Annotated in this window: 24 protein-coding genes; 9 read left to right on the forward strand and 15 right to left on the reverse strand. The window is 60.8% G+C overall.

What is annotated here, in order from left to right:
* Positions 1–7: 7 nt before the first annotated feature.
* From JNB88_RS19905 to JNB88_RS19920, 4 genes are all read right to left on the reverse strand, one after another.
* A complete protein-coding gene (locus tag JNB88_RS19905; protein WP_220356981.1) occupies positions 8–1,567 on the reverse strand; it encodes a TerC family protein in 1,560 nt (519 codons plus the stop codon).
* 386 nt (positions 1,568–1,953) lie between these two features.
* Positions 1,954–2,421 (reverse strand): cupin domain-containing protein, encoded by a 468-nt coding sequence (locus JNB88_RS19910; RefSeq protein WP_220356941.1) that lies wholly within the window; start codon positions 2,419–2,421, stop codon positions 1,954–1,956.
* A 125-nt stretch (positions 2,422–2,546) separates the two neighbouring features.
* On the reverse strand, positions 2,547–3,623 hold the full coding sequence (locus tag JNB88_RS19915; RefSeq protein ID WP_220356942.1) for a patatin-like phospholipase family protein: 1,077 nt from the start codon (positions 3,621–3,623) through the stop codon (positions 2,547–2,549).
* Between the two features lie 103 nt (positions 3,624–3,726).
* Positions 3,727–4,767, reverse strand: coding sequence for a zinc-dependent alcohol dehydrogenase family protein (locus JNB88_RS19920; RefSeq protein ID WP_220356943.1), 1,041 nt, complete (start codon positions 4,765–4,767; stop codon positions 3,727–3,729).
* A 243-nt stretch (positions 4,768–5,010) separates the two neighbouring features.
* Between JNB88_RS19920 and JNB88_RS19925 the strand changes: the two genes are divergently transcribed.
* Positions 5,011–5,898 carry a branched-chain amino acid aminotransferase gene (locus JNB88_RS19925; RefSeq protein ID WP_220356944.1) on the forward strand — a complete coding sequence of 296 codons (888 nt, stop codon included), beginning with the start codon at positions 5,011–5,013 and terminating at the stop codon, positions 5,896–5,898.
* 110 nt (positions 5,899–6,008) lie between these two features.
* Positions 6,009–6,935: a bestrophin family protein gene (locus JNB88_RS19930; protein WP_220356945.1), complete on the forward strand. Its 927-nt coding sequence runs from the start codon at positions 6,009–6,011 to the stop codon at positions 6,933–6,935.
* Between the two features lie 6 nt (positions 6,936–6,941).
* Here JNB88_RS19930 and JNB88_RS19935 read toward each other — a convergent pair whose 3' ends face one another.
* From JNB88_RS19935 to JNB88_RS19945, 3 genes are read right to left on the reverse strand one after another with little or no spacing between them, the layout of a single operon-like run.
* The gene (locus JNB88_RS19935; RefSeq protein WP_220356946.1) at positions 6,942–8,165 is read right to left on the reverse strand and encodes a multidrug efflux MFS transporter; all 1,224 of its coding nucleotides are present in this window, start codon (positions 8,163–8,165) and stop codon (positions 6,942–6,944) included.
* Entirely contained in the window at positions 8,162–8,407 is a 246-nt protein-coding gene (locus JNB88_RS19940) for a YbhB/YbcL family Raf kinase inhibitor-like protein (RefSeq protein WP_338111017.1), read from the reverse strand. Before JNB88_RS19940 ends, JNB88_RS19935 begins: the two co-directional genes overlap by 4 nt.
* 24 nt (positions 8,408–8,431) lie before the next feature.
* On the reverse strand, positions 8,432–8,815 hold the full coding sequence (locus JNB88_RS19945; protein ID WP_262928080.1) for a glyoxalase superfamily protein: 384 nt from the start codon (positions 8,813–8,815) through the stop codon (positions 8,432–8,434).
* 135 nt (positions 8,816–8,950) lie between these two features.
* Here JNB88_RS19945 and JNB88_RS19950 point away from each other — a divergent pair, with 135 nt between their 5' ends.
* From JNB88_RS19950 to JNB88_RS19960, 3 genes are all read left to right on the forward strand, one after another.
* Positions 8,951–9,430, forward strand: coding sequence for a GNAT family N-acetyltransferase (locus JNB88_RS19950; RefSeq protein ID WP_223217263.1), 480 nt, complete (start codon positions 8,951–8,953; stop codon positions 9,428–9,430).
* A gap of 144 nt (positions 9,431–9,574) precedes the next feature.
* On the forward strand, positions 9,575–10,594 hold the full coding sequence (locus JNB88_RS19955) for a DUF1214 domain-containing protein (RefSeq protein WP_220356948.1): 1,020 nt from the start codon (positions 9,575–9,577) through the stop codon (positions 10,592–10,594).
* Between the two features lie 77 nt (positions 10,595–10,671).
* Positions 10,672–11,322, forward strand: a complete 651-nt coding sequence (locus JNB88_RS19960) for a glutathione S-transferase family protein (RefSeq protein WP_220356949.1) — start codon at positions 10,672–10,674, stop codon at positions 11,320–11,322.
* 19 nt (positions 11,323–11,341) lie between these two features.
* Here JNB88_RS19960 and JNB88_RS19965 read toward each other — a convergent pair whose 3' ends face one another.
* The 4 genes from JNB88_RS19965 to JNB88_RS19980 form a co-directional block, all read right to left on the reverse strand.
* Positions 11,342–12,142 carry a COG3904 family protein gene (locus JNB88_RS19965; protein WP_220356950.1) on the reverse strand — a complete coding sequence of 267 codons (801 nt, stop codon included), beginning with the start codon at positions 12,140–12,142 and terminating at the stop codon, positions 11,342–11,344.
* The gene (locus JNB88_RS19970; RefSeq protein ID WP_220356951.1) at positions 12,139–13,440 is read right to left on the reverse strand and encodes a hypothetical protein; all 1,302 of its coding nucleotides are present in this window, start codon (positions 13,438–13,440) and stop codon (positions 12,139–12,141) included. Before JNB88_RS19970 ends, JNB88_RS19965 begins: the two co-directional genes overlap by 4 nt.
* A 191-nt stretch (positions 13,441–13,631) precedes the next feature.
* On the reverse strand, positions 13,632–15,122 hold the full coding sequence (locus JNB88_RS19975) for a coiled-coil domain-containing protein (RefSeq protein WP_220356952.1): 1,491 nt from the start codon (positions 15,120–15,122) through the stop codon (positions 13,632–13,634).
* A 210-nt stretch (positions 15,123–15,332) separates the two neighbouring features.
* Positions 15,333–15,662 carry a hypothetical protein gene (locus JNB88_RS19980; RefSeq protein ID WP_220356953.1) on the reverse strand — a complete coding sequence of 110 codons (330 nt, stop codon included), beginning with the start codon at positions 15,660–15,662 and terminating at the stop codon, positions 15,333–15,335.
* Between the two features lie 201 nt (positions 15,663–15,863).
* On the opposite strand from JNB88_RS19980, the gene JNB88_RS19985 reads away from it, so the two are divergent.
* Both JNB88_RS19985 and JNB88_RS19990 read left to right on the forward strand, forming a co-directional pair.
* A complete protein-coding gene (locus JNB88_RS19985) occupies positions 15,864–16,466 on the forward strand; it encodes a superoxide dismutase (RefSeq protein WP_007791842.1) in 603 nt (200 codons plus the stop codon).
* 105 nt (positions 16,467–16,571) lie between these two features.
* Positions 16,572–17,432, forward strand: coding sequence for a metallophosphoesterase (locus JNB88_RS19990; protein ID WP_220356954.1), 861 nt, complete (start codon positions 16,572–16,574; stop codon positions 17,430–17,432).
* Positions 17,433–17,917: 485 nt separating this feature from the next.
* Here JNB88_RS19990 and JNB88_RS19995 read toward each other — a convergent pair whose 3' ends face one another.
* Positions 17,918–19,330 (reverse strand): DUF1254 domain-containing protein, encoded by a 1,413-nt coding sequence (locus JNB88_RS19995; RefSeq protein WP_220356955.1) that lies wholly within the window; start codon positions 19,328–19,330, stop codon positions 17,918–17,920.
* A gap of 238 nt (positions 19,331–19,568) precedes the next feature.
* Between JNB88_RS19995 and xth the strand changes: the two genes are divergently transcribed.
* On the forward strand, positions 19,569–20,354 hold the full coding sequence (gene xth, locus JNB88_RS20000; RefSeq protein WP_220356983.1) for an exodeoxyribonuclease III: 786 nt from the start codon (positions 19,569–19,571) through the stop codon (positions 20,352–20,354).
* Positions 20,355–20,478: 124 nt separating this feature from the next.
* On the opposite strand, the gene JNB88_RS20005 is transcribed toward xth, so the two are convergent.
* Together JNB88_RS20005 and JNB88_RS20010 are read right to left on the reverse strand one after the other, a co-directional pair.
* A complete protein-coding gene (locus JNB88_RS20005) occupies positions 20,479–21,189 on the reverse strand; it encodes a DNA helicase (RefSeq protein WP_220356956.1) in 711 nt (236 codons plus the stop codon).
* Positions 21,190–21,431: 242 nt separating this feature from the next.
* Positions 21,432–22,340, reverse strand: a complete 909-nt coding sequence (locus JNB88_RS20010; RefSeq protein WP_220356957.1) for an AraC family transcriptional regulator — start codon at positions 22,338–22,340, stop codon at positions 21,432–21,434.
* A 169-nt stretch (positions 22,341–22,509) separates the two neighbouring features.
* Here JNB88_RS20010 and JNB88_RS20015 point away from each other — a divergent pair, with 169 nt between their 5' ends.
* Positions 22,510–23,289, forward strand: a complete 780-nt coding sequence (locus tag JNB88_RS20015) for an SDR family NAD(P)-dependent oxidoreductase (protein WP_220356958.1) — start codon at positions 22,510–22,512, stop codon at positions 23,287–23,289.
* Positions 23,290–23,294: 5 nt separating this feature from the next.
* Here JNB88_RS20015 and JNB88_RS20020 read toward each other — a convergent pair whose 3' ends face one another.
* Positions 23,295–23,996 carry a helix-turn-helix transcriptional regulator gene (locus tag JNB88_RS20020; protein WP_037137691.1) on the reverse strand — a complete coding sequence of 234 codons (702 nt, stop codon included), beginning with the start codon at positions 23,994–23,996 and terminating at the stop codon, positions 23,295–23,297.
* Positions 23,997–24,075 lie beyond the last annotated feature (79 nt).

A 24,075-nucleotide genomic window follows, 5' to 3' on the forward strand; every position in this document is an offset into this window, starting at 1 on the left:
TCCTTGTTTATGCAGCTTCCTCGATACGCTGGACACGCACCTTGTCGATGTTGCGGCCGTCCAATCGGACGACTTCGAAGGCCAGTTCGTCCGTCGTGAAGCCTTCGCCCTCGTGCGGAAGATGGCCAAGATGCCAGAGAATGAAACCGGCAAGCGTCGAATATCGGTCGGTCTCATCGACGAGATTGGCATCGAGCAGCTTGGAGGCATGGCGAATGTCGATCCAGCCGTCGACCGTCAAGGAGCCGTCGTCACCGCGTTCGATCGTGAGCTTTTCCTCGTCCTCATCGGGAAACTCGCCTGCGATCGCCTCCAGAAGATCGGTCGGTGTCACCATGCCTTCCAGATCGCCGTACTCGTCAAGCACGACCGCAACCGCCTGGCTGGATTGCCGCAGCTGCTCCATCAGTTTCAGTGCGCTGATGCTCTCGTGCACGACGAGCGGCTGGCGAATGGAGCGCTCCGGATTGATCGCCCCGTCGACAATTATGTCGCGTAGAAGGTCACGAGCGCTGGCGACGCCGATGAAATTATCGAGGCTGCCGCGCGCTACGGGAAAGCGCGAATGGCCGAGATCCAGGATTCGGTGCTGGAGTTCTGCCTGCGGCGCATCGAGGTCGAGCCAGTCGATATCGATGCGTGGGGTCATCACCGACTTCGCCGATCGCCCAGCGAGCGCCAGCACGCCCTGGATCATGTCCTTCTCTTCGGTCGAGAAGACTTCGTCTTCGGCTGTCTGCTCGGCAATCAAATCGGCCGTCGGACCAAGTGTGACCTGCGGGCGCTTGCCGCCGAGCAGATTCAGAACCGCGTCGGCGGTGCGCTCGCGGATGTTGGTTGGCGTAATCAGTCGCTCGCGATTGTGGCGGGCCAGCTGGTTCAGCGCTTCGATGGTGACCGAGAAGCCGATCGCGGCGTAGAGGTAACCCTTCGGCAAGTGGACGCCGAAACCTTCGACGATCAGTGAGAAGCCGATCATCATCAGGAATCCCAGGCAGAGGATAACGACTGTCGGGTGCTTGTTGACGAAGGCGGTTAGCGGCTTGGAGAGCAGCAACATGACGCCGATGGCGAAGACGACTGCAATCATCATGACAGGCAGGTGCTGGACCATGCCCACGGCGGTAATGACGCTGTCCAGCGAGAAGACCGCGTCGAGCACGACGATCTGCACGATGACCTGCCAGAAAACGGCATGAGCCACCCGTTTCTCGCTGCTCTCGACATGCCCTTCGAGCCGTTCATGCAGCTCCATTGTGCCCTTGAAGAGCAGGAAAAGGCCGCCGACGATGAGAATGATATCGCGGCCGGAAAAGCCGTAGTCTGAGATTGTGAATAGCGGCCTTGTCAGTGTCACCACCCAGGCGATGGAGGCAAGCAGCGCCAGACGGATAAGCAGCGCGAGCGCAAGGCCGATCAGCCGGGCCTGGTCGCGCTGATGTGGCGGGAGCTTGTCGGCGAGAATGGCGATGAAAACGAGGTTGTCGATGCCGAGAACGATCTCGAGCACAATGAGGGTGGCCAGACCAACCCAGGCGGAAGGGTCGGATATCCAGTCGAAGAATATCAATGGTTCAATGCGGCCGCGCCAGACGGGCCGCTCCTTTCAAGATGAAAACAATGGGCGTGATTACGTCCGGACGCAGGGCGACGCAGTCTAGTTACCGCAATGATTGAGGAAGGGGCCGCGCTGTGTGCTGGATGCCTTGCACTGAAGCGAACGGTGTCGCTCTTTCTACAGTGGTCGCTGCCATCGTCGGCCGGAGTATCCCGGCTGGAACGGGCAGAACTGGTACTGGAGGGGTCGCTGTCAGGCATGTCGCAATTTTGGAGAGGAACAGGAGCGAGCGCAAGAGGCCCGCAAGCAAAATCGCCTATAGCGCCTTAATGTGACAGTATCTTGTAGGAGAGGGGAGCCGCGCGAACATGCAGTCCGGGCGGCTCTTGAAAGGCTCAGGCCGCCAGGATGGTTATGCCGTGCGCGTTGGCTGCGGCCTTCATGCGTTCCATCGTTTCTGCCGAAGGCGTCACCTTCGGCGCCTCCTGCGAACCGGCAGCTTCCAGGAAGTCGGCCATGTCGCTGTCGACGATCGCCGAGAAGACAGCGGCGTCGGGACCGGGATTGGAATAGGCGTGCGCCTGATTCGCCTCGATGCGGACAATGTCGCCCGCCGTGGCTTCGAATTCCTCCAGGCCGGTCTCCGTCGCGCGGCGGAACGCCAGCCGGCCTTCGATGATCCGGAAGACCTCGGGGCTGGCGTGGCGGTGCAGCGGCGTCCCGTTACCCGGAGCCACAGTAATGTCGAAGATATTGAGCCAGGTTCCGTGCAGACGAGCCCGTCGCTCGATCCGATCGCCCAGCACGAAGTAAACCTTCGCGCTCGCCTGGGCAGGCGCTTTCACAAATGAGTTGGACATCATGTCTCGCTTTTCTTTTTCTTGGCGGCGAGCCCGTTAGACCTTTACGAAGCCCTTGGCAACCCGCAGCCGCCGAACGTCGCTGTCGCGATTTGTCGCGGCACATATGGGTTTGGGCGCCCTCCGCTTCAAGCGGCCGCGTTCTCCTGGCCGGTTTCCTGCGCCGCCAGAATGCGCCTTGCAACTTCTTCCAGGGCCCTCGCATTGTCCTTGGCAATGGATGCCGCGATGGCCTTCAGCGCTGCGATGTTACCGGGAGAAGCATCGTCGAGAGCGTCGTTCTCCTTCTGCGTCAGCTGCCGGTCGAGCCGGAAGTAATCGAGCCTCTCGATGTTCTCGTCGGTGACGACGGTGGAGTATTCGATATCCGTGCCGGCGGGGTTGAGGAGCGCGTTGGCCTGATAGGAAGCCGTGCTTGCCTGCCCCTGCATCAGTATTGAAATCAATGGCGTATCATAGGCGGGATGCATCCAGCCGATAGCGCCCCAGTCCTTCGCCTCCTGATAGGCAACCGGACGGTTCTGTTGCCCGGTGCCGAGCGAAAGGAAGACCAGCCTGTCGCCTTGCCAGGGTTTCTTGCGGGCCTCGATATAGGCCGCGAGAATAGGGTCGTTGGCAAACACGCCGCCGTCGATCAGCGGCACAAAACGTTCGTCCTGTTTCTTGACCCCGACGCGCTCGATCAGCGCCGGTGGAAAATAGGTCGGCGCAGCCGAGGTCGCGCGTGCCGCCTCCCAATAACGGAAATTGCTGTTCTTCTTGTCTGCATTCGACATGAAAAGCGCCGTACGGTTGCGGATGTCGTAGGCCGGGATGAGGACAGTGGACAGGCCTTTGTCCAGCGTCGCGGTTCCCAGGCGTTGCTTCAGCTTTGCCTCGAGCATATCGGCGTTGTAGCTCGGATCATTGAGACCGAACGGATTTATGACGTCGGCGAGCGGCGGTTTCTTGAAGATCTCGCCGCCTTCGTTCACATAGAGGCCGAGCAGCTCGTCTGGCGTACAGGCTGCCTCGCCGGACCTCGACGGGTGAGGGCATGTCAGGCCGGCTGCAATAATGCCGCCGGTGGAAGTTCCCGCAATCAGGTCGAAGGCCTTGTGTAGCGGTATCCCGTCAAGGCGACTTGCCAGTTCGACTAGGATGACGGCTGGAATGATGCCACGGATGCCGCCGCCGTCGATAGAAAGAATGAAACGCGTTGCCATTTTCCTCTCCATACCGGTTCATCCGGTGTGGACAGTATGAAATACAACCATAATAATACTACAAACTGAAATGCTCTTTTTGATTGAGGTCGGTTGTGGGCTGTCAGAACTGCGTGATGACGCTGATCCCGATCCCTTCCGCCCGATCAAGCGTCATCAGACCTGGGATCGCCTCCTCAAGCGTGATCCGTCGTCCGATCAGCTTTTGCGGCGCGATCTTGCCCGAAATCAGCATCGACAGCATCGCGTCGTAGCGCCAGGCCTGCATGCCGTGGCTGCCATAGATCTCCAGCTCGTGGCCGATCACCTGTGCCATCGGGATCTGCGGCGCCGCATATTCCCCGAGCATCAGGCCGACCTGTACGTGCCGCCCGCGCCGGCGGAGATTCTTGATCGAGTTGAAGCAGGTTACGGGATGCCCGAGCGCATCGATCGAGACATGGGCGCCGCCCTTGGTGATCTCGCGCACCGCTTCCGCCACGTCCGCGACACTGTTCGCATTGATCGTCGCCACGGCGCCGCATTCACGGGCGAAGGCAAGCTTTTCGTCGGACAGATCAATGCCGATGGCGTTTGCTCCGAGCGCGGTCGCGATCATGATTGCCGAAAGCCCGACGCCGCCGCAGCCGTGCACGGCGATCCATTCGCCGGGGCCGGTACGCGCGTGGTCGACGACAGCGCGAAACGATGTCGCAAAGCGGCAGCCGAGGCTTGCAGCGGTCGCGTCATCGATGCTGTCGGGCAGATGCACGAGGTTGGTGTCGGCATAGTCGATCGCCACGTATTCCGCGAACGAACCCCAATGGGTGAAGCCCGGCTGGAACTGGTTGGGGCAGACCTGCTGGTTGCCGGAATGGCATTCGCTGCAATGGCCGCAGCCGGAAACGAAGGGGACGGTCACCCGGTCGCCGACCTTGAAGCGGACAACGCCCTTTCCGGTTGCAACCACCTTGCCGGCCAGCTCATGTCCCGGCACATGCGGCAGCTTGATGTCGGGATCGTGGCCCATCCAGCCGTGCCAGTCGCTGCGGCAAAGCCCGGTCGCGCCGACCGCGATGACAACGCCGTCCTCGGTGGGTGTCGGATCGGGCAGGGTGCGGATCTCGGGAGCCTTCTCGAAGGCGTCATAGAACATGGCTTTCATCGATGTCACTCCTCGTCAGCGCGTGCGGCCTAAGATTGCATGGCTGTGCTGTCGCTTCCAACCGCGCGATCCATGATTTTCCGTGATATACCCATCGACGGCGCTCAAGGGCCCCGCACGAATATTACTCCCTGCGAGGGTCCTTCGCCATTTTGTTGCTTAGGATTCTGGGGCGTCGATTTCCGCTTGACCGCCGCTTCGCACGGGGATTTCTGCTCTTCGAACTTTTGAAGGAGGATGCCAATGGCCGTCGACACATCGCCCCGCTCGAACACCTGGACCTATGTCGAGGGAGAGTGGCTTGCCGGCAATCCGCCGCTGATCGGGCCGACCTCGCACGCGATGTGGCTGGCCTCGACGGTCTTCGATGGCGCGCGCTGGTTTGACGGCATAGCGCCTGATCTCGACCTGCATTGCCAGCGCGTCAACCGCTCTGCCATTGCCATGGGCCTGAAGCCCGTAAAGACCGCCGAGGAGATCGAGGCGCTCGCTTGGGAAGGCATCAGGAAGTTCGACGGCAAGACGCCGATCTATATCAAGCCGATGTATTGGGGCGAGCACGGCTCGGCCGGCAGTGTTGTTACCGTCGATGGTGAGTCCACGCGCTTCGCACTGTGCCTGTTCGAGGCTCCGCTCGGCAACAACGCCCCGAACTCGCTCACCGTTTCGCCCTATCGTCGCCCGTCGCCGGAAACGGCTATGACGGACGCCAAGGCCGGTTCGCTCTATCCGAACAGCGGCCGCGCCATCGCTGAAGCCAAGAGCCGCGGCTTCGATAACGCGCTGATGCGTGACATGAACGGCAATGTCGCCGAAACGGCATCTTCCAACATCTTCATGGTCAAGGATGGCATCGTCTCGACGCCGGTCGCCAACCGCACCTTCCTTGCCGGCATCACCCGCGCCCGCGTCATCGGCCTGTTGCGCAAGGCGGGCTTCGAGGTGCGCGAGGTGACGCTTTCGGTCGAGGACTTCATGAGCGCCGACGAGATCTTCACCACTGGCAACTACTCCAAGGTCGTCGGCATCAACCGTCTCGATGGCCGCGATTTCCAGCAGGGGCCGGTCACCCGCAAGGCGTTCGAACTCTACATGGACTGGGCATTCGGCCGCAGCGAAAGCGACAGCTAAATCAGTCGCATCTCATCGGAATAAAATGGTCGCGCTTGTCGCGGCCATTCGCTCGGCTGTAGGGAGGAGAGCCGAAGCCCCATCATTCGAACGACCGAGAAGTCCGCGTCATGATCGTGCGCCCCCGCCCCAGCCTGCTTAAACTCTTCTTCATTCTTCGCGGCTCGATCATCAAGCAGGTCTTTCCTCAGATTCTGCTGACCGGCTTCCTCTCCTCGCTCGTGGTCCTCGTCCACAGCGTCTGGCCGGGCACCTTGCCGGTGTTCAGCGGCGCGCCGTTCGCGCTTCTCGGCATCGCGATCTCCATCTTTCTCGGCTTCCGCAACAACGCCTGCTACGACCGCTGGTGGGAGGCGCGCAAGCAGTGGGGACAGATGATCTTCTCCGCGCGTCATTTTGCGCGACAGACGCTGATCCTCGAAACCGCACATGGCGAGGCTGGCGTCGACGCGCGCAGACGCCTTGTGACCCTCGTCATCGCTTTCATCCAGTCACTCGTGCCGCACTTACGCGCCGGCAGCGGCCGCGAAAAGGTCGAGCGTCTGCTGTCGCCTGAACTGAAGGCCCGCTATCACGCAAGCCGCACGCCGCCGGAGGCGATCTCGCTGGAAATTGCGCGGGAACTCGCCGATCTGCGTGCCAAGGGCATGCTGTCGGACATCTCCTATCAGATCCTCGACAAGACGCTCGGAGAGCTGACGCTGGCGCAGGCCTCCTGCGAGCGTATCCGCTGGACGCCGGTTCCGTTCGGCTACACGCTGCTGCTGCATCGCACGGCGCATCTCTTCTGCCTGCTCTTGCCCTTCGGCTTCGACGACGTTCTCGGCTGGTTCATGCCCTTTGCGACCGCGTTGGTCGCCTACACCTTTTTCGGCCTCGATGCCTTGGGCGATGAGCTGGAAGCTCCCTTCGGCAACCAGCCGAACGCGCTGCCGATCGGCGCCCTTGCCGATACGATCGAGATCAATCTGCGCGAGGCGCTGGGAGAAACGGACCTGCCGCCGCTCCCGACCCCGGTGGACTACCTGCTGATGTAGGCTTGTTCAGGTCCCTCGCGGGCGTACGAGCCAGGCGTAGGCGGCGCCAGCGATCAAAAGCACGCAGGTTCCGAGAAACACGGCCCGCATGCCGATGTGGCCGCCAACGAAGCCGCCGAGCACGGGTCCGGCGACCTGGCCGACATATTGCGAGGAGACCGACAGGCCGAGGATGCTGCCAGCTGCGCTGTCAGGCACGCTGTGGCGGATGACCGCCGAGATGCAGGGCAACAGTCCGCCGAGCGCCACGCCCATCAGAAAGCGCAGAATGATGAGCTGCCAGGAGGTCGTCACGAATGCCTGCGGGATCAACAACAGCCCGGCCACCGCAAGGGCGCCCGCAATGACGGGCCAGTGGCCGATACGGTCCGCTAGCTTGCCGAGCCGCGAGGCCGACAGGATGCTGCCGAGGGCCGCCGCCGACATGACGACACCTGCAATCATTGTTACCCTGCCGGGATCTTCCGCCAGCTGCGCGACATAGACGGTGATGATCGGCTCGATCGACATGTTGGCGAGCATCAGCAGCAGCCCGGTTGCCAGCATTGCGATGACGGGGCCCTTGTCCGGGATCGAGGCCCAGCCACCGCTCGCCTTCGCGGCTTGCTTGCGGGCAGGGGACTTCTCTTCCTTGATCAGGAAAGTCGTCGCGAGGAACGCCAGGAAGATCATCCCGCCCGCGGCGAGAAACGTGCTGCGGATGCCGATCAGCGGCGGCAGTGCTCCGCCGATCAGTGGACCCACGAGGTTGCCTGCCATGATGCCGGAAGCGAGAACGCCGAGTGCCCAGGCAGAACGGTCCTTTGGCGTTTGCGTGGCGACCAGCACCATCGAGCCGGACGAGTAGCCACCCGCAAGACCCACGAACAGGCGGAGAGCGACGAGCTGCCACACGTTATCGGCCATGCCCATCAGCGAGATGGCAACCGTCATCCCGGCGCTGGCGCGCACCAGCATCAGCTTGCGTCCATAGATATCGCCGAGCCGGCCCCAGAGCGGCGCCACGAAGGCCGCGGCCAGGAAGGTCGCGCCATAGGCGATGCCGGACCACTGGACGATCGCCGCATGATCGCTGACACCAAGTTCCTCGACATAGAGCGGCAGGAAGGGCAAGAGCAGCGTCATCGCGACGATCGTCGTGAAGGAGCCGAGCAGCGAAATGACCAGATTGCGCTTCCAGTAGATCGAACCGCTATCGACGACGGCGGCGTCCCATTTGGTATCGGTCATTTCGTGGCCTTTGCATTGATCGTACAGGTCAGGTCAGCCGCACCGGAGGCAAGGACATGTCCCTTTGCGGCGGCAGGAAAATCGGCGCGGGTGAAGGCGTCGGGAAGCATGAGCTGGTCGGTATCGAGCGCATGATGGTTATGCGGGATGCGCGGATCGTTCCAGGGCGGGCATGTGACCATATAGCCCCCGCAAGGGCGATCCATCAAGGCGGCTGCGAACCGGTTCTGGCCGTCGGTCACTTCACGACTGCTGCTGTGGTTCCGTCATTCGTACGCGACGAACGAAATCACGTTGCCGTCCGGGTCACGGACATGGAAGTCCGTTCCACCCCAGGGCTGGCTGGTTGGTTCCTGCGCAAACTCCGCGCCGCGTCCTTTCAGCTCCTCAAACAGCCCGTGGACGTCCGAAACCTCAATTGTAGCGAGGATAAGCGAGACCTCGCGTGCTGCCAGATCGGCAAAATTCGGTTTGCTGACACACCGAAGATGCAGACAGGCCGCGCCGCGTGACACCGCACCGTAAAACGGCGGCGTACCGTGGAGGAAATCGACGTCAAATCCGAGCTTCTCGTTAAAGAATCGGGCGCTCGCCGGCACATCACGCACAAAGAGGATCGGGATGATGGACGTCAGGGAAATTTCGTTCATGCATGTCTCCGCTATGCCGATAGAGTCTACAGATCGATTCATGTGTCTGCAAAGGGGCCGAACCAAACGATCGCACCTTGTCCGCAAAGCGCCAACAGCGAGCATGACATCGCTATCGTTAGCTGGTCTAATCGAATGATGGAAATTCCCGACCTTTTGCCAGATATCAGGTTCCCTCCGCTCGTGGCATCGGACCATGAGTTCTCGTTTCGGGTGAAAGCCGAAGCGATGGGTCCTCATATCAAGCGTCACTGGGGCTGGGACGAGCAATATCAGCGAGATGTTCACCACCAGAAATTACGAGCCAGGCCCTTTTCGCTGATTGAGTTAAATGGGAGCGCGATAGGCACGGTATCGTTGGAGCGGCACGCGGATCACCTGCAGTTTGGCGAGTTTTACATCCTGACAGAATTTCGCGGGCAAGGCATTGGATCGAGAGTCTTGCGCCATTGCCTTTCGCTCGCTGACGAAATGCACCTTCCAGTGTCACTTGAGTATCTTCTGTGGAACCCTGTCGGCACCCTTTATCGCAGGCATGGCTTTTTGGAAACGTCAACCACGGAGACCCATTACATCCTTAGCCGTCCGACCACTGGTCCCGGCGCCATGCGCTGATACCCACTTCGCGCCAAACGCGGTCATTTACGGTTGCTAGTTACCGTAACGTACTTCCCGACGCTGCGTCGCTTGGGCATCGTTCGGCCGTCGCGCGAAGTGACTGTGTCTCGCTCCGAGGTACGGCGCTCGAGGGAGGTTCGAATGATGAAGATTTCACAGACATTAATCATAGGCCTCCTGTTCATGGCAGGTTCAGCGGTGGCCGATGACGCTATCAAGGTGACGCCCGATAATTTTGTGCGCGCGGAAAGCGACATGTATTTTGCGGTTTCAGCCAAGGAGGGCGGCCTCGGGAAGCTGTTCCATCGCCGCGATACGTTCGACGTCGATCACCAGGCTGTGGTGCGCGGCAACCGCGATACGCTCTATTCGAGCGGCGTTTTCGACCTCGACGCCGGTCCCGTGACGATTACCATGCCGGATTCCGGAAATCGCTTCATGTCGTTGATGATCCTGAATGAGGATCACTACGTCATCGACGTATTCCATGGCGCGGGAAGCCATACGCTGACCAAGGACCGCGTCGGCACGCGGTACGTCCTTGCTGCAATCCGCACCCTGATCGACCCCGGCAAGACGGGTGATGCCGACGAGGTTCACAAGCTGCAGGATGCCATCAAGGTTGGGCAGCCCGGCGGCCCTGGCAAACTGGAGCTGCCCACATGGGACAAGGTCAGCCAGGATAAGGTGCGCAGCGCCCTCTTGGCGCTGAACGCCACCATGGGCAGCTTCGACCGGGCATTCGGCAGCAAGGAGCAGGTCGATCCCGTCCACCACCTGATCGGGGCGGCGGCCGGCTGGGGTGGCAATCCCGATAGCGAGGCGATGTACATCGCCGTCACGCCGCCGCAGAATGACGGAAAGACGGTCTATACGCTGCGCGTTCCCCCTGGTGTTCCAGTCGATGGCTTCTGGTCGATCAGCCGCTACAATAGCGAAGGCTTCTTCGTACCCAATTCGCAGAACGCCTATTCCGTCAACAATCTGACGGCGACCAAAGGCAGTGACGGTTCCATTGAGGTCCAGTTTGGTGGCTGCGATGGCAAGGTGGCCAATTGTCTGCCCATTGAGGCCGGATGGAATTATACGGTCCGGCTCTACCGACCACAGCCGCAAGTGCTGGATGGAAGTTGGAAGTTCCCTGATCCGCAGCCGCGATGAACACCTTTATATCGATCTGATTGTAGGAGCTTCGTTCGGAAAATCGTCTTCAAGCAAGACAGCTATGGAGAACGGCGATGACCATTACAATTACGGCCTTCGAGCGCTCGCCCGATCGTGGCAAGGGACTGGCGCGGGACATGCGCGTTCGCTGGGCGCTTGAAGAGGTGGGGCAGCCTTACGAGGTTCGTCTACTGTCGTTCAAGGCGATGAAGGAGCCAGCGCATCTCGCGCTTCAGCCCTTCGGGCAAATCCCAACCTATGAGGAAGGCGATCTCGCCCTGTTCGAGTCGGGAGCAGTCGTCCTCCATATTGCGCAGCGCCATGCCGGTCTCTTGCCTGATGACGCGGATGCCAGGGCGCGTGCGATCACCTGGATGTTTGCCGCGGTCAGCACAATGGAACCGACGATCGTCGATCGTGAAATCGTTCGATACCTCGAGGGTGACAAGCCGTGGTACGAGGAGCGCCTGTCCATGGTCGATGACCGCATCCGTCGGCGGCTGAGGGACCTTTCCAACAGGCTTGGCGATGCCGAGTGGCTCGACGGCGCGTTCAGCGCGGGAGACCTTGAGATGGTGTCGGCGCTGCTCCGGGCGAGAGGATCAGGCATCCTGGACGAATATCCGAACCTTGCTGCCTATGTCGCTCGCGGCGAAGCGCGGCCCGCATACAAGCGCGCATTCGACGCTCAGCTGGCGGTTTTCACCGCCGCGTCGACCGGATGACGCACGTTCTGGCTTGGTCCTATTTCGTCTTCCTGGCCGCCGGGGCAGGGGATGAAACGAGCGCGAGTTCCTTCATTTCATCCGCCGAGAGATAGTAGAGCCTGTCGGGCGTCGTCTCCATGGCGTGGATCCAGAGCCCCGGCTTTACGCCCATTTTGTCGAGATGCCGGGTCACATCGGCCGTGGTGCGCTGGGCTTCCGACATGGCGCGTTCGGGCGAAAGCTTCTCCCTGGTGCCATTGAAGATCTGATGCACGCCGATGACGGCATCCTTGTCCGCCGTGCGCACGACGCCGCCAGCCATGATGATCGGGCAGGAGGAAACACAAAGCGCGCCGCCGGCGACGCTGGTTGCGATCTTGCGTTCCCGGATAACCGTGGAGATTGCGATCGCGTCGCCGATCGATCCGCCCGGCGAGTCGAGCGAGACGGTTCTGACATACTCGCCACGCGCCTTGATCTCGGCCTCGAAGCGTACGGCCGCGCCCGGCTCGATCGTACCTTGTGCGATGAGGACGCCGCCCGGCTGCAGCTCGAAGCGGATCGGCTTTTCCAGAAGTTCAGGGTCCGTGGTGACCTCGGAAGGTGCGCTGTGTGGCTGGCCTTGCGTGAGGGCCGGCGGAAGCATGGGCAGGGCGTCCGGCATGGCAGGATCGTAGGCTGGAACATCGGGACCGGCGGCGCTGATTTCACGCCAGTCGATGACCACAAAGACGGCGGCGGCGGCAAGCAGCGCGTGGAAGGCATGTCGCATCAACGTGCCGTCATCGGCGGACAGCACGTAGCTCTTCAATTTCCGCCCCGCCGTTTCCAGTCTCATGCCGGCGGCCCCTTGCGTGGTCCCTTGCCTGACAGGTCGAAGCTCGCAACATTCGACTGGTCCGTCCCTTCGGCTCGCTCCGCTGCGCCGATGGCGGTTTCGAGGTCAACGCCGTTGCGCTGGATTTCACGCTGGACCTCCAGCGCCTGCAGCAACTCGGCAGCGGTGATCCGCTCGGCGAAGGGCAGCCGCTGCTCCTGGCGCCGGAGCGTCGAATGGACGATGGACAGCATGAAGATCAAGACTGCTGGCAGGATGTCGATCGAGATGGCCCCCGCCCAGCTTGGAATGAAGTCGCCGGCATAGCGCAGCACGGCCTCGGCGGATGACAGTGGTACGAAGCGCCGCTCGGCCACCGGCTTGCGCTCGAGGATCTGGTCGGCAGCCTGCGACAGCACCTTGGATTGCGCCGCGACGGAGGATCGGATCGTCTCCATGACCTGATCCTGCCGGTTGACGAGATCCGCTTCGCGGCCGTCTGCCACCGGGGCGATGAAGCCGAGCGACAGGTCTTCCGCGGCGCGCTTGACCGATGGCGCGATCGAGGTCTGTTCCAGCGAGGTGATGACACCGGAAAGACCAACGACTTCGGCGGAGAATTGATCTGCGCGCGGGTTGATCGCGCCTGGCGCTGAAACCAGCGTCCGCATCGTCTCGAGGTGTTTCCGTCCTTGGTCGAACAGCGTCGTCACCCGCTCGCGAGAGGCATTGATACCGTTCTCCAGCTCGGTCAGTTGCGAGGCCATCTGCGACAGAAGCTGAACGACGCTGCCGGCTCCGGTCGTGCCGGTCAGTGCGCCGGTCTCCCGCTCCTGGTCGGCAAGGCGCTGGAAACGCTCCTGAGTGCGCTGGATGTCGGGCAGCAGGCTCTGGGCGGCAAGCGCGTTCTGGTGCGCCTGATCGAGATCAGCGGTGTAGTCTTCGAGCGTTTCCGCGAGATGCTGTTCCAGCGCGGCGGAACCGGCCAGCGCAGCCGCATTCAGCCAGCTCGACATGGCAATAATCATTGCGCAGCCAAGCGCCATGACGCCGAGCATGGCGGCCCGCCCGCCGGTGCCCGTCACATGCGGATAGAAGCGGGCCATGTAGGTCCAGAAGGCGTAGATCGCCACCGAAACAGCACTCGAATAGATGAGCGCCGCGAAAAACACCGCGGTTGCCGAGCCGTCGAGGATGCTTCGTACGCCGAGATAGGTATAGACGCCAGAGGCAAGCGCCAGGATCGCCAACGCGAAGCGCGTCATGGTCTCGACGGCTTCGATGCCATCCTGCAAGCGATGCGACGAGCCGAGTGCCATGGTTCCCTCCGGGCCAAGGCATGTCCGCCGAAAGTGCAAAGCGGTTTCGAAGCCGGACATGCACGAGAACAAGGACCTGAAGCAGATCGCGCGAGTTCTTCTTCACGCGAACTGCCTTAGCCCTTAAGAAACCAATACAATACAGGCAAAAGCAAGACTTGGCACCAGACCCCAGCCTGGCGCCATCGAGCTTATTCGGCTGGCGTGCTGTCGGCTGACGGGGCGCGCAGCGATTTCTCCGAGATGTCGATCATCGGCGTGAAGCTTGCAGCCGGCATTCTCACGTCCTCAGGCTCATCGAGGGCAACCGCCGCTGCCACTGCGCCGGACCGTTCGCTGCGTGCGACTTCCAACTGGCCCGAGAGGATGGCGCGCTCGGCGCGCAGCTGCCGGATCTCCGACTTGGCGATCTCAAGGCTGGTGCGCAGCTGGCCGATTTCATAGCGATCCGAATCCATGCGCGTGTCGATGTCGCGGCGCAGCGCATCGGCATCCCGGTCGCGGCGCACGCGCAGGCTTTCAGCCTCGCGCAGCTTGAGCGTCAGCTCGTTCGCCTGCGTGGCGAGTTCGCGGCGGGCAGCTTCGCTCTCGGCGCCGGTCGTGCGTGCACGCTGCAGCTCCTCGGCAAGCCGCTCCGAGCGGGACAGCGAGGTGGCGAGTTCCGACTTGACGCGCTTGAGGTCTGCGCGTGCCGCCTGCAGCTCCTCGTCCGTCATCTTGTTGCGGCCGTTTGCCGTAACAAGGAGCTTCTCCACGAGTTCGGCCTTGGAGCCGATCGCCTCATGCTTCGTCGTCAGATGGGCAATCTCGAGCGCGGAGGATGCCTGCAGGGTTTCGTGTTCGACTTCGAGCCGCTTGTGGCGTTCCTCGAAGAGCGAGAGGTCCTGCTTCAGGTTGGCGACGGCCATCTGCAGGTTGCGCACCTGCGCCTCCTGCTCGATGAGGCTGGACTTCAGGTGGCTGCGCTCCTCGTTGAGGCGCGCCATTTCGCGGGCCTGCACACCATTCTCGCGTCGCGAGGTTTCGATCAGCAGCTGATGCGCGGTCGTCTCGTTGTCGAGCTTCTCCCGCGTGGCCGAGAGCTCGCGGCTGCGCTGGTCGAGTTCCGTCTGCGCGCGCTTTAGCAGCGTCGAGGCTTCATCGAACTGGATGGCGCGATCCGTCAGCTCCCGCTCGGCGTCGAGCAGCCGGTTTTCGATGATCGTGAATTCCTCGCGGGTGACCTGATGGATGCCTTGAAGTTTGGTCAGCTCGTCGCGGAAAGCCTCGATCTCGGAGCGAAGCTGTGTGTTGTCGGCGCGAAAATCCTTGTTTTCGGCGCTGAGGCGAACGTTGTCCTGGTCAGCCTTCTGGCGTGCATTGCTTTCATAGTCGAGAAGCGAGCTGATGCGCGCGCATTCGGCGCGCAGCGCGCCGGTTTCGTTCAGCGACTGGCTGTGGGTGCCGAGCAGCGAGGACACGCGCTCCTGCAGCGAGGCGAGGCTCGACAGAAGGTCTTCCGATGTCCGTTGGTTTTCTTCCAGCGCGGAGCCGAAAGCGGCGAAGTCGTTGACGTCAGGGATGGCGTAGCGCAGCGGCTCATCGGCGGCTGGGCGCTCATCGGTTATTGATGCGGGTCGGTATCCTGTTGTCGACAGCGACCTGCCGCCGTCTTCTGCGCGACGAAAAAAGCTCATGACCATGACTTATGCCCCAAAAGTACCTGTCAAAACGCCGGCGAAATATGGATTTCAGCTAATTAAGCGACCTATCGAAAATTGCCCTGAGTCCGTAAACGCATGCTGCGCTTGCATCTAGGAACGGCTATGTATCGGTGTCAAAATACGCAGCATGACAATCAACAGGTTTGACGCGCAGACCTGTGACGTTTGTGCAACAGATGGCTGACGACGTTATTCTTCGGGCAGAATCCGCATGTCGCTGGTCTCAAGTTCGCTGCCGAGCTCGACCTCTTTTGTCTGCTTGTCATAGACGCAGAAATAGCTGACGAAGCCATTCGCACCCTTCGGTTTGCCGGTCACGAGTGCGATGCCGTAGTGCTCGCTGCCAAACGGATCGACGACGGCATGCGGAAACTCGATCGAGGCACGCGCCGCCTGCTTGCATTTGCCTTCGACCTCGGTCGCAAACTGCTGCCACGCGTCTCCGGAGGAGGCGTGGGCGGCAGCTGCCGCAGCCATCGCAATGGCAACCGCGCAAAAGCGGATTTTATTCCTCTGCATCTGAATGGCCTCGTCTTCCTGCTGTTGCGAAACGCGGCCATGATCAGCGATTTAGGGCAGGAAAGCCAAGTGCTTGACGGAGGCAATTTTTCCTCTGCGCCGGTGTTTTTTGATATTTCGCCGGTTGCCTCTCAATGCTTGCGCTCCTATGTTCCGCCTCACCTGCCGATTACGCAAACTATTGCCAAAAGGAGACCCACAATGGCTTTCGAATTGCCCGAACTTCCCTATGACTACGAAGCGCTTCAGCCCTTCATGTCGAAGGAAACCCTGGAGTTCCATCACGACAAGCACCACAAGGCTTATGTCGACAACGGCAACAAGCTCGCGGCTGAGGCAGGCCTTTCCGATCTCTCCCTCGAAGAGGTCGTGAAGAAGTCGTTCGGCACCAATGCCGGCCTCTTCAACAATGCTGCCCAGCATTACAACCACGTCCACTTCTGGAAGTGGATGAAGAAGGGCGGCGGCGGCAACAAGCTGCCGAGCAAGCTCGAAGCTGCGATCAATTCCGATCTCGGCGGCTACGACAAGTTCAAGGCCGACTTCATCGCTGCCGGCACGACGCAGTTCGGCTCCGGCTGGGCATGGGTTTCGGTCAAGAACGGCAAGCTCGAAATCTCCAAGACCCCGAACGGCGAAAACCCGCTGGTACACGGCGCGACCCCGATTCTCGGCGTCGACGTATGGGAACACTCCTACTACATCGACTACCGCAACGCGCGTCCGAAGTACCTCGAAGCCTTCGTCGACAGCCTGATCAACTGGGACTACGTCCTGGAGCGTTACGAAGCCGCTGCCAAGTAAGCGGTTCGCAAGAACAGATGTCAGCACCCGGCGCCTCGAAACGCCGGGTGTTTTCGTTTCATGAACCGTCACAAGCGTGTCATCTGGTGCGCCTAAAGCGCTGCCATGACATCTCTTTCCGATTTTCCCCTTCTCCGTTTCGGCATCGTCGCAGACCCGCAATATGCGGCGAGGGAACCGCACGTCGGGATGGACCGCCATTATGCCAAAAGCCTCGCCAAGCTCGCGGAAGCGATCGAGGTGTTCAACGGGGAGGATCTGAGCTTCGTCATCACGCTCGGCGATATCATCGACCGGGATTTCGAGAGTTTCGACGACATCCTGCCAGTCTACGACAGTCTGGAGCACGAAAATTTCTTCCTGCTCGGCAATCACGATTTTTCCGTTGCGCCTGACCGGTTGGAGGAGGTCGCCAAACGGGTCGGGCTATCCTCGTCCTATTACAGCTTCGTCCGTTCCGGCTGGCGCTTTATCGCCCTCAATGGCAATGAGGTCAGTACCTTCGCGCCGCCGCAGGGCCATCCGCACCGCGCGGTGGCCGCCCGCAAGCTCGCCGATCTAAGGGCGTCCGGTGCGATCAACGCGCAGGACTGGAACGCCATGCCGAGCGACGAGCAATTCGCCTGGCTTTCCGAGGAGATCAGCGCAGCTGCAGCTGCAGGTGAGCGCGTTATCGTCATGAACCACTATCCGGTCTATCCGCCGAACGAGCACGACAGCTGGGACCGCGAGCGCATCATTGCTCTTCTGACAGCCAATCAACAGGTCGCCGCCTATTTCAGCGGCCACAACCACGCGGGCAATTTCGGTACGGTCGAGGGATGCCATTTCCTCAACTTCAAGGGCATGGTCGATACCGAGACTGGGAATACCTTCGCTGTCGTCGAGATATGGAGCGACCGCATCGAGGTCCGCGGTTTCGGGCGCGAGGATTGCCGGACACTGAAGCTTCGCGCGCCGGCGTGATTATCGCCGGCCCGTCCTCGCGCCAATCAGTACTCTGGGGCGGACGGGTGAAGCGCACCCGCCTTCCACCGCTCGGAATACATTTTCCGCCCGCTCGGCTGGCTCACATCGATCCATCGCGTTCAACAGGCTCTCTTTTGTCGCATAGCCATCTTGGAAAAGATCGAAGAGGGTTGAGGCAGCCCGGCAACCTTCGAGGCTGTTCGGGTCTTTCTTGTGCAGGTAACACCACTCCGAGAGTGCCTCGAAGACGACATTTATATCGTCTGTGAAGCAGATCCCGTTTGACAGATTTGTCATGTCTTTCGACGCTCCGCTTAGGCAGAAGTACGAGACTCCCAAGCGGTCGTTGCCATTACATGCCGACCGATAAGTCATGGTACTCCCTGCAGCAGAGTGCGGCTATTAACTAAGACATAGCGGAGCAACGCCGACCACGCATCCACGTCCGACGTCGCGCGCGAACTGCGATTGGATGTCTATCCTCACGGGACTTTTGTCATTGGCGGATGTTTCCACGTACCGTCGAGTGCCTCCGGCTTCGGCCAGTAAAGGCGCATCGCAACGACGAAAGGCCCCTTCGGTGCAGGAAGCCAGTTCGGCTCTTTGTCCTTCCCAGGCGATTCGTTTTGAAAATAGAATGTCAGCCCGCCGTCGGCGTCCTTCACGAACTGCGGCAGCATCGGTGAATTGAGCAGGTAACGGTCAATCGGGTTGGCCACGAGCAGGCTCTGGGGGAGTTCGTACATGGTCAGGGACCAGAAGGCGTTCACCGGTGGCATCGTGCCGGGAGCGAAGTGGACCGTGTACCTGTTGGCGCCGTCGAGTTTCTTGCCGTCGGAATCAATGGCGTAAGCCGGGTATATCGCCTCCTGCTTCGAGTTGCCGTAGATACCGAGGACGGCTGCCGCCATCCGGTAAAGGTAGTTGTTCTTCAGATATTCGCGCGTGCCGAACACGTCGCCGGATGTCACTTCGCCGGTATCGAAGCGCTTCCGCATCGTTCCCATTTCAGCCCATGCGTCGGCCGTTCCCTGCTGAAAGGCGGCCTTCACCTCAGGTGACAGCTTGCTCCCGTCGAAGGTCTTGCCTCCGCCTATGCCGATCTTGGCAAATCGCTCCATCAGTTCAGTTTCCGATGGATTGGTCGGGCAAAACTGCAGGTCGAAATTGAGAATGCTGAAAAACTCCGGCGATGTCTTCTCTTCGTCTGGCGTGAGAGGCTTGATGAAATCGATCGCACTTGCAGCGGCCGGGGCAGGCTGGCCGAGGAATTTGGACAGCGGCTCCGCCTTGTAGGCGGCCTGGATTTTCTTCACGTTGTCCAGATCGTCCGGATTGAAGAGCTGCGTCCGGTAGACCGCCAGCGCCAATTCGGTTTCGGACCGCATCACCTTCTTGATGCCTTGTGGCGTCTCGCCCTTCCAGTTCGGACCGGCGATCAGGAAGCTCCCGCCGTCATTGCCGGTTGCGCGACTGCCGATATAGTCGAAGTTGAACGTGTAGGCATCGATCAGTTGAATGCTGAAATACCGGTCCTTCTCGATCGGCGGCACTGTCAGCACCATCGGTTCGGCCCGCAGGTCCAGGCCGAGCATCGAATAGGGCGTATCGGAATTCGGCGTCTGGACCGCGGTATCCGCCGGCGTATAAACCCGCGGGATGTTGACCAGATGGTTCCAGGGACCTTTGTATTCCGGGTCTTTCGTGTTGACGAAATAGGCGTATTGAATGCGGTAGCTGTCGACCATCGGGAAGCCATAGATGTAGGCTTCCCTGGCAATCGCGCGTGCCTCGTCCGCGCTGATGTCAGCGGAAATACCCTTCGCCGGATAGAGGCTGGCAAAACCGGTTGCCAGGATCAGTCCCTTGGTGAATTCACGCTTCGTGAGTTGCATGGCGGCTGCTCCCATTGCTTCGATCCAGGACCGTTGACCTGTCCCACGGAGCAGCCTTGCGCAAAAGTCGGCTCGCTGGAAGCACGTTACAGTAACATTGGCCGTAAATGGCCGACCGGCCGGCAGCGGGAGAATCCGACTGGTCCTTCAAGCCTCTAACGTCTCGGAGGTTCCTTGAACTTTATCAGTTGACGTCCATTTCCTTCCGATCGAAACCCATCCAAGCGTGCTTCGGCTCTTGAAGATCGCGACTTACAACGTCAACGGCGTGAACGGACGCCTGGAAATCCTTCTTCGCTGGCTGAAGGAGGACAAACCCGACGTTGTGTGCCTGCAGGAGTTGAAAGCCGAAGACGATCGGTTTCCACGCGGCGCGCTCGAGCGGGCCGGCTACGGTGCGATCTGGCATGGGCAGAAGAGCTGGAACGGCGTCGCGATCCTTTCCAGGGGCTCGACACCCATCCTGACGCGGCGCGGTCTTCCTGGCGATCCCGATGACACGCACAGCCGCTACATCGAGGCAGCCATCGACGGCATCTTGATCGGTTGCCTCTATCTTCCGAACGGAAATCCCGCGTCTGGACCGAAATTCGACTACAAGCTCCGCTGGTTCCGACGACTCCACGAATATGCCGCCGAACTGCATGAGCTGGACATTCCTGCCCTCCTGGTCGGTGATTTCAACGTGATGCCGACGGATATGGACGTCTACAAGCCGGAGCGATGGCGAGATGACGCCCTCTTTCGGCCGGAAGTCCGCAAGGCCTATGCCGACCTCCTCGCACAGGGCTGGACAGACGCCATAAGACATCTGCACCCGAACGAGCGCATCTACACTTTCTGGAAGTATTGGCGAAACTCGTTCGAGCGTGATGCCGGTCTTCGGATCGACCACTTCCTGCTCAGCCCGATGGTCGCCCCGTGGCTGAAATCGGCGAGCGTGCGCAGGAAGCCGAGGAGCTGGGAACACACAAGCGACCACGCTCCCGTGATGATCGAGCTGGACATCCCGGCGCGACACTGAGGTTGTGAAGGGTGATAGCCTCGGATCGCTCTCTAGCGGTGCTCGACTGCGAGTGATGAACGTCCATTTTCGGACATTCGAAATCGATTGCGGGGCCGCGCTGGCGACCCCGCAAAATATCGAACTAGGCTACCTCTTGAAACCGCGCCTCGCCATCGTGGAGAAAGCAGGCCTTGGTAAACAGCTTCAGATCGATCGGGTTTGGCAGCCGGATATCTTTCATATCCGGCAGAGCTTTCATGTCGGGATCAAAGGAACGGTCGACCTGCGAGATGAATGCCAATACGATGCCGGCGGCCCGGGCAAAGTCGCGAAGAACGGGAACTTGCTCGGAAAGCGCCGGTTTGCTGCGTTTCTGATCCAGTATTTGCAGATAGTCGATGACGGCTACCGCCCCGCGGGGGCTGTCGGACATATGGCGCATGATGTAGTCGGCGCTGATTTCATCCGAGGTCACGATTTCAATCTTGTCTCCAAGCTCCGTGCCCGCGGATAGGGAATGGATACGCCTCCTGCTCTCCTGCTCAGTATATTCGAGCGTGAAGAATGTCGCCGTCCGGCCCACGCGGACGGCATCAAGCAAAAGCCGAAGGCCGAGCATGGTTTTGCCGTGTCCCGGGCGGGCGCCGAGGAGCACCAAATCACCTTCCGTCAGCCGCGACAGGACCGAAGTCGCGGAAGGGGGCTGCTCGTGTTGAGCCGCAAGCAGGCTCCAACCGGTGTAGCCCTGCTCTCGGGCGATGCGATCCAACGCCTGGTGAAGTGGAATATCGTCAATGCGAGCCAAGAGCTTGGCTTTCCGCTTGAGCTGGTAGATAGGAACGGACAGCTTCATCAAAGAACCTCCATTGCGAGCCAAAAACGCAATCCCTCCTTATGCGAGTGCTCGAACAGAATGGTTCGACGATAGTGGTGCCCTGCATGAACGATGCTTTCCCGACTGGAGGGGGGAGGCGTGGGGTAGCCTGAGTTCAAAGCTACCGGTGGCGATGATTCGGGACAAGCTTAAACGGTAGGTCGGCCGATCTCGCCCTTGGCGACTGCGACGTGTGTCATCGCACGCCGGTCGGGGCCTCGCTAGGCGGCCGTAACCATGGGCAGTTCCTTCCGTTCCATGGCATCGCGCTTCGGTGGCGTGCCGAACATGCGGGAATATTCGCGGCTGAACTGTGAGGCGCTCTCATAGCCGACCTGATAGGCCGCCGTGGCGACGCTGGCGCCGTCAGACACCATCAGTCGCCGTGCCTCCAGCAGCCGCATGTTCTTCTGGTACTGCAACGGCGTCATTGCCGTCACCTGCTTGAAATGTTGGTGGAAGGAAGACGGGCTCATGTGCGCGACGGAGGCAAGCTGTTCGATCCGCACCGGTGCGGCAAAGTTCTCGCGAAGCAGGTGAATGGCATCGGTCATGCGCCTGATGTGACTGCCTGGCAGCGCCAGCTTGCTGACCTCGGCCGCGTTCGGTCCCGTGAGCAGCCAGTAGCAGATCTCGCGCATGATGGCCGGATAGAGCACCGGAATGGCTTTCGGCGTATCGGCAAGACGCACCAATCGCAGCACGCAGTCGGCCAGCACCCCGTCGAAATTCTGCACGAAAACACCGGCCGCGCTGTCGGTGGCCGGCCGCGGCGGTTGTTCCATTGCCTCCATCACCTCACGCAAGATTGCCACGTCGAAATCGATGTTCAGGCCGATATACGGCTCCTCCTTGCTGGCCTTGGTGATCTGCCCCAGGGCCGGCACCTCGAAGGTGACGATCAGCGACTGCATCTCGCCATACTTGAAGACCCGGTCGCCAACCATGATTTCCTTGGCCCCCTGAACGACGACACAGATCGTCGGCCGGTAGATCATGTGGTTCGGCATGACAGGATCGCTGACCCGCGACACCGAGAGTGCCGGCAGCGGAGTCTCGAAACGCCCTTCGGCGTCACCGGCGGTTCTGTCGATATAGGTCTGGATTGCCTGCTTCAGGGTATCGAGCATCGCCAGCGTCTCCTCGGTCGTTCCTCGGTGGCAGTCAAGATATGCGCCGCATCGCATTGGCCCGCAAGTCGCTTGGAGTATTAGGCAAGAAATTCGAGAGTTTCGGCATTCAACGACGACCCATGGCAAGCGTATCGTAAGGGCATCAACTCCAGCAAAGGAAGAGATCATGTCAAACGAAACGCAAGCAAATTCAGTATCTAAGGTCGCCATCGTGACCGGCGGCAGCCGTGGACTGGGACGCAACACCGCGATCAATCTCGCCCGTCGCGGCGTGAACGTCATCTTCACCTACCGTGCAAATCGGGCAGAGGCGGAGGTCACCGTTTCCGAGATCAAGGCACTCGGTGCCGAGGCGGTTGCTCTGCAACTGGACACCGGGCGGACAGCCGACTTCGACGCCTTCGTGGGCAAGGTGAAAGATGCCTTGCAGGGGCTTGGACGAACTCAGTTCGACTACCTCGTCAACAATGCCGGCAGCAGCTATCACGCAACAATCGCAGAAACGACGGAGGAGGCGTTCGACGAGCTCGTCAACGTGCATCTGAAGGGCGTTTTCTTCCTGACACAGAAGCTTCTGCCGCTGATGGCGGATGGTGGGCGGATCATCAATGTCTCGAGCGGCCTTGCGCGCTTTGCCGTGCCCGGCATTTCCGCCTATGCGTCGATGAAGGGGGCAGTCGAGGTGTTTACCCGTTACCTCGCCAAGGAACTCGGCGCACGCGGCATCACGGCGAACACCGTTGCACCGGGCGCGATTGCCACCGACTTCAGCGGCGGCATGGTGCGCGACAATCCCACCTTCAACAAGATGGTCGCCGATGCGACGGCGCTCGGTCGCGCCGGCGTGCCCGACGATATCGGTCCTATGATCGCCTCGCTGCTCTCCGACGACAACCGCTGGGTCAACGGTCAGCGTATCGAAGTCTCCGGCGGCACGCACCTCTGATCGACTTAACCCGCGGCGGCAACCGGCGGGTTCGTCCACCCGCTCGTCCAGAGTTGCCGCAGCCGATCGCCGTCGCCTCGGAAATAGGCGTCGGTCGCCTCGCAATGCTCCACCCTGTCGCTGCGGAAATTACGGATCGCCTGGCGCAACTCGCACCAGGCGACAATGTTGGCGGTTTGCGAATAATAGATCAGCGCGATCGGCTGGACGGTGCGCTCGCTCGCCCGGCCGAGTTCGTCACGATAGTCGAGCAGCAGTTTCCGCTCGTCGCGGATGGCGCGACGGACGAGGCTGAGGTCGAGGCTTGTCGGAGGTTGGGCGACCGATCCCCAGGCATAGATCGCCTTTCGCTCCATTGCCTGGCGCAGCGGCGGCGGAACAGCGCCCGCGATCTTCCGGTTGACGCTTGTTGCCGCCCTCTTCAGCTCATCGTCGCCGGTGCGTTCGAGCAGCGCCAACGATAGCACGATCGCCTCCATCTCCTCGACCGAGAACATCAGCGGTGGCAGATCGAAGCCCGGCCGCATGATGTAGCCGATGCCCCGGCCGCCCTCGATCGGGACACGCATCGCCTGCAGGGCCGCGATGTCGCGATAGATGGAGCGCACGGTCACCTCCAGCCTCTCGGCCATGTCGGCTGCCGTCATCGGCCGCTTGGCCAGCCGCAGGATCTGGATGATCTCGAAAAGCCGCGAGGCCTTGCGCATCTTTTGCCTTTCTCCGTTCACGCTCCTGACAAAACGCTGTCAGTTGGGTCGTCGTATTGTTCGCCCTATCGAATTGAAA

This window comes from Rhizobium cauense, from assembly GCF_019511525.1.
GTDB classification, from domain to species: domain Bacteria; phylum Pseudomonadota; class Alphaproteobacteria; order Rhizobiales; family Rhizobiaceae; genus Rhizobium; species Rhizobium cauense.

What these genes read in the sequence shown, in the direction of transcription:
- JNB88_RS19910 (WP_220356941.1), bottom strand. Translation starts at nt 2,421, where the DNA reads ATGATGTCCAACTCATTTGTGAAAGCGCCTGCCCAGGCGAGCGCGAAG.
- JNB88_RS19915 (WP_220356942.1), bottom strand. Translation starts at nt 3,623, where the DNA reads ATGGCAACGCGTTTCATTCTTTCTATCGACGGCGGCGGCATCCGTGGC.
- JNB88_RS19920 (WP_220356943.1), bottom strand. Translation starts at nt 4,767, where the DNA reads ATGAAAGCCATGTTCTATGACGCCTTCGAGAAGGCTCCCGAGATCCGC.
- JNB88_RS19925 (WP_220356944.1), top strand. Translation starts at nt 5,011, where the DNA reads ATGGCCGTCGACACATCGCCCCGCTCGAACACCTGGACCTATGTCGAG.
- JNB88_RS19930 (WP_220356945.1), top strand. Translation starts at nt 6,009, where the DNA reads ATGATCGTGCGCCCCCGCCCCAGCCTGCTTAAACTCTTCTTCATTCTT.
- JNB88_RS19935 (WP_220356946.1), bottom strand. Translation starts at nt 8,165, where the DNA reads ATGACCGATACCAAATGGGACGCCGCCGTCGTCGATAGCGGTTCGATC.
- JNB88_RS19945 (WP_262928080.1), bottom strand. Translation starts at nt 8,815, where the DNA reads ATGAACGAAATTTCCCTGACGTCCATCATCCCGATCCTCTTTGTGCGT.
- JNB88_RS19950 (WP_223217263.1), top strand. Translation starts at nt 8,951, where the DNA reads ATGATGGAAATTCCCGACCTTTTGCCAGATATCAGGTTCCCTCCGCTC.
- JNB88_RS19955 (WP_220356948.1), top strand. Translation starts at nt 9,575, where the DNA reads ATGATGAAGATTTCACAGACATTAATCATAGGCCTCCTGTTCATGGCA.
- JNB88_RS19960 (WP_220356949.1), top strand. Translation starts at nt 10,672, where the DNA reads ATGACCATTACAATTACGGCCTTCGAGCGCTCGCCCGATCGTGGCAAG.
- JNB88_RS19965 (WP_220356950.1), bottom strand. Translation starts at nt 12,142, where the DNA reads ATGAGACTGGAAACGGCGGGGCGGAAATTGAAGAGCTACGTGCTGTCC.
- JNB88_RS19970 (WP_220356951.1), bottom strand. Translation starts at nt 13,440, where the DNA reads ATGGCACTCGGCTCGTCGCATCGCTTGCAGGATGGCATCGAAGCCGTC.
- JNB88_RS19975 (WP_220356952.1), bottom strand. Translation starts at nt 15,122, where the DNA reads ATGGTCATGAGCTTTTTTCGTCGCGCAGAAGACGGCGGCAGGTCGCTG.
- JNB88_RS19980 (WP_220356953.1), bottom strand. Translation starts at nt 15,662, where the DNA reads ATGCAGAGGAATAAAATCCGCTTTTGCGCGGTTGCCATTGCGATGGCT.
- JNB88_RS19985 (WP_007791842.1), top strand. Translation starts at nt 15,864, where the DNA reads ATGGCTTTCGAATTGCCCGAACTTCCCTATGACTACGAAGCGCTTCAG.
- JNB88_RS19990 (WP_220356954.1), top strand. Translation starts at nt 16,572, where the DNA reads ATGACATCTCTTTCCGATTTTCCCCTTCTCCGTTTCGGCATCGTCGCA.
- JNB88_RS19995 (WP_220356955.1), bottom strand. Translation starts at nt 19,330, where the DNA reads ATGCAACTCACGAAGCGTGAATTCACCAAGGGACTGATCCTGGCAACC.
- JNB88_RS20005 (WP_220356956.1), bottom strand. Translation starts at nt 21,189, where the DNA reads ATGAAGCTGTCCGTTCCTATCTACCAGCTCAAGCGGAAAGCCAAGCTC.
- JNB88_RS20010 (WP_220356957.1), bottom strand. Translation starts at nt 22,340, where the DNA reads ATGCTCGATACCCTGAAGCAGGCAATCCAGACCTATATCGACAGAACC.
- JNB88_RS20015 (WP_220356958.1), top strand. Translation starts at nt 22,510, where the DNA reads ATGTCAAACGAAACGCAAGCAAATTCAGTATCTAAGGTCGCCATCGTG.
- JNB88_RS20020 (WP_037137691.1), bottom strand. Translation starts at nt 23,996, where the DNA reads ATGCGCAAGGCCTCGCGGCTTTTCGAGATCATCCAGATCCTGCGGCTG.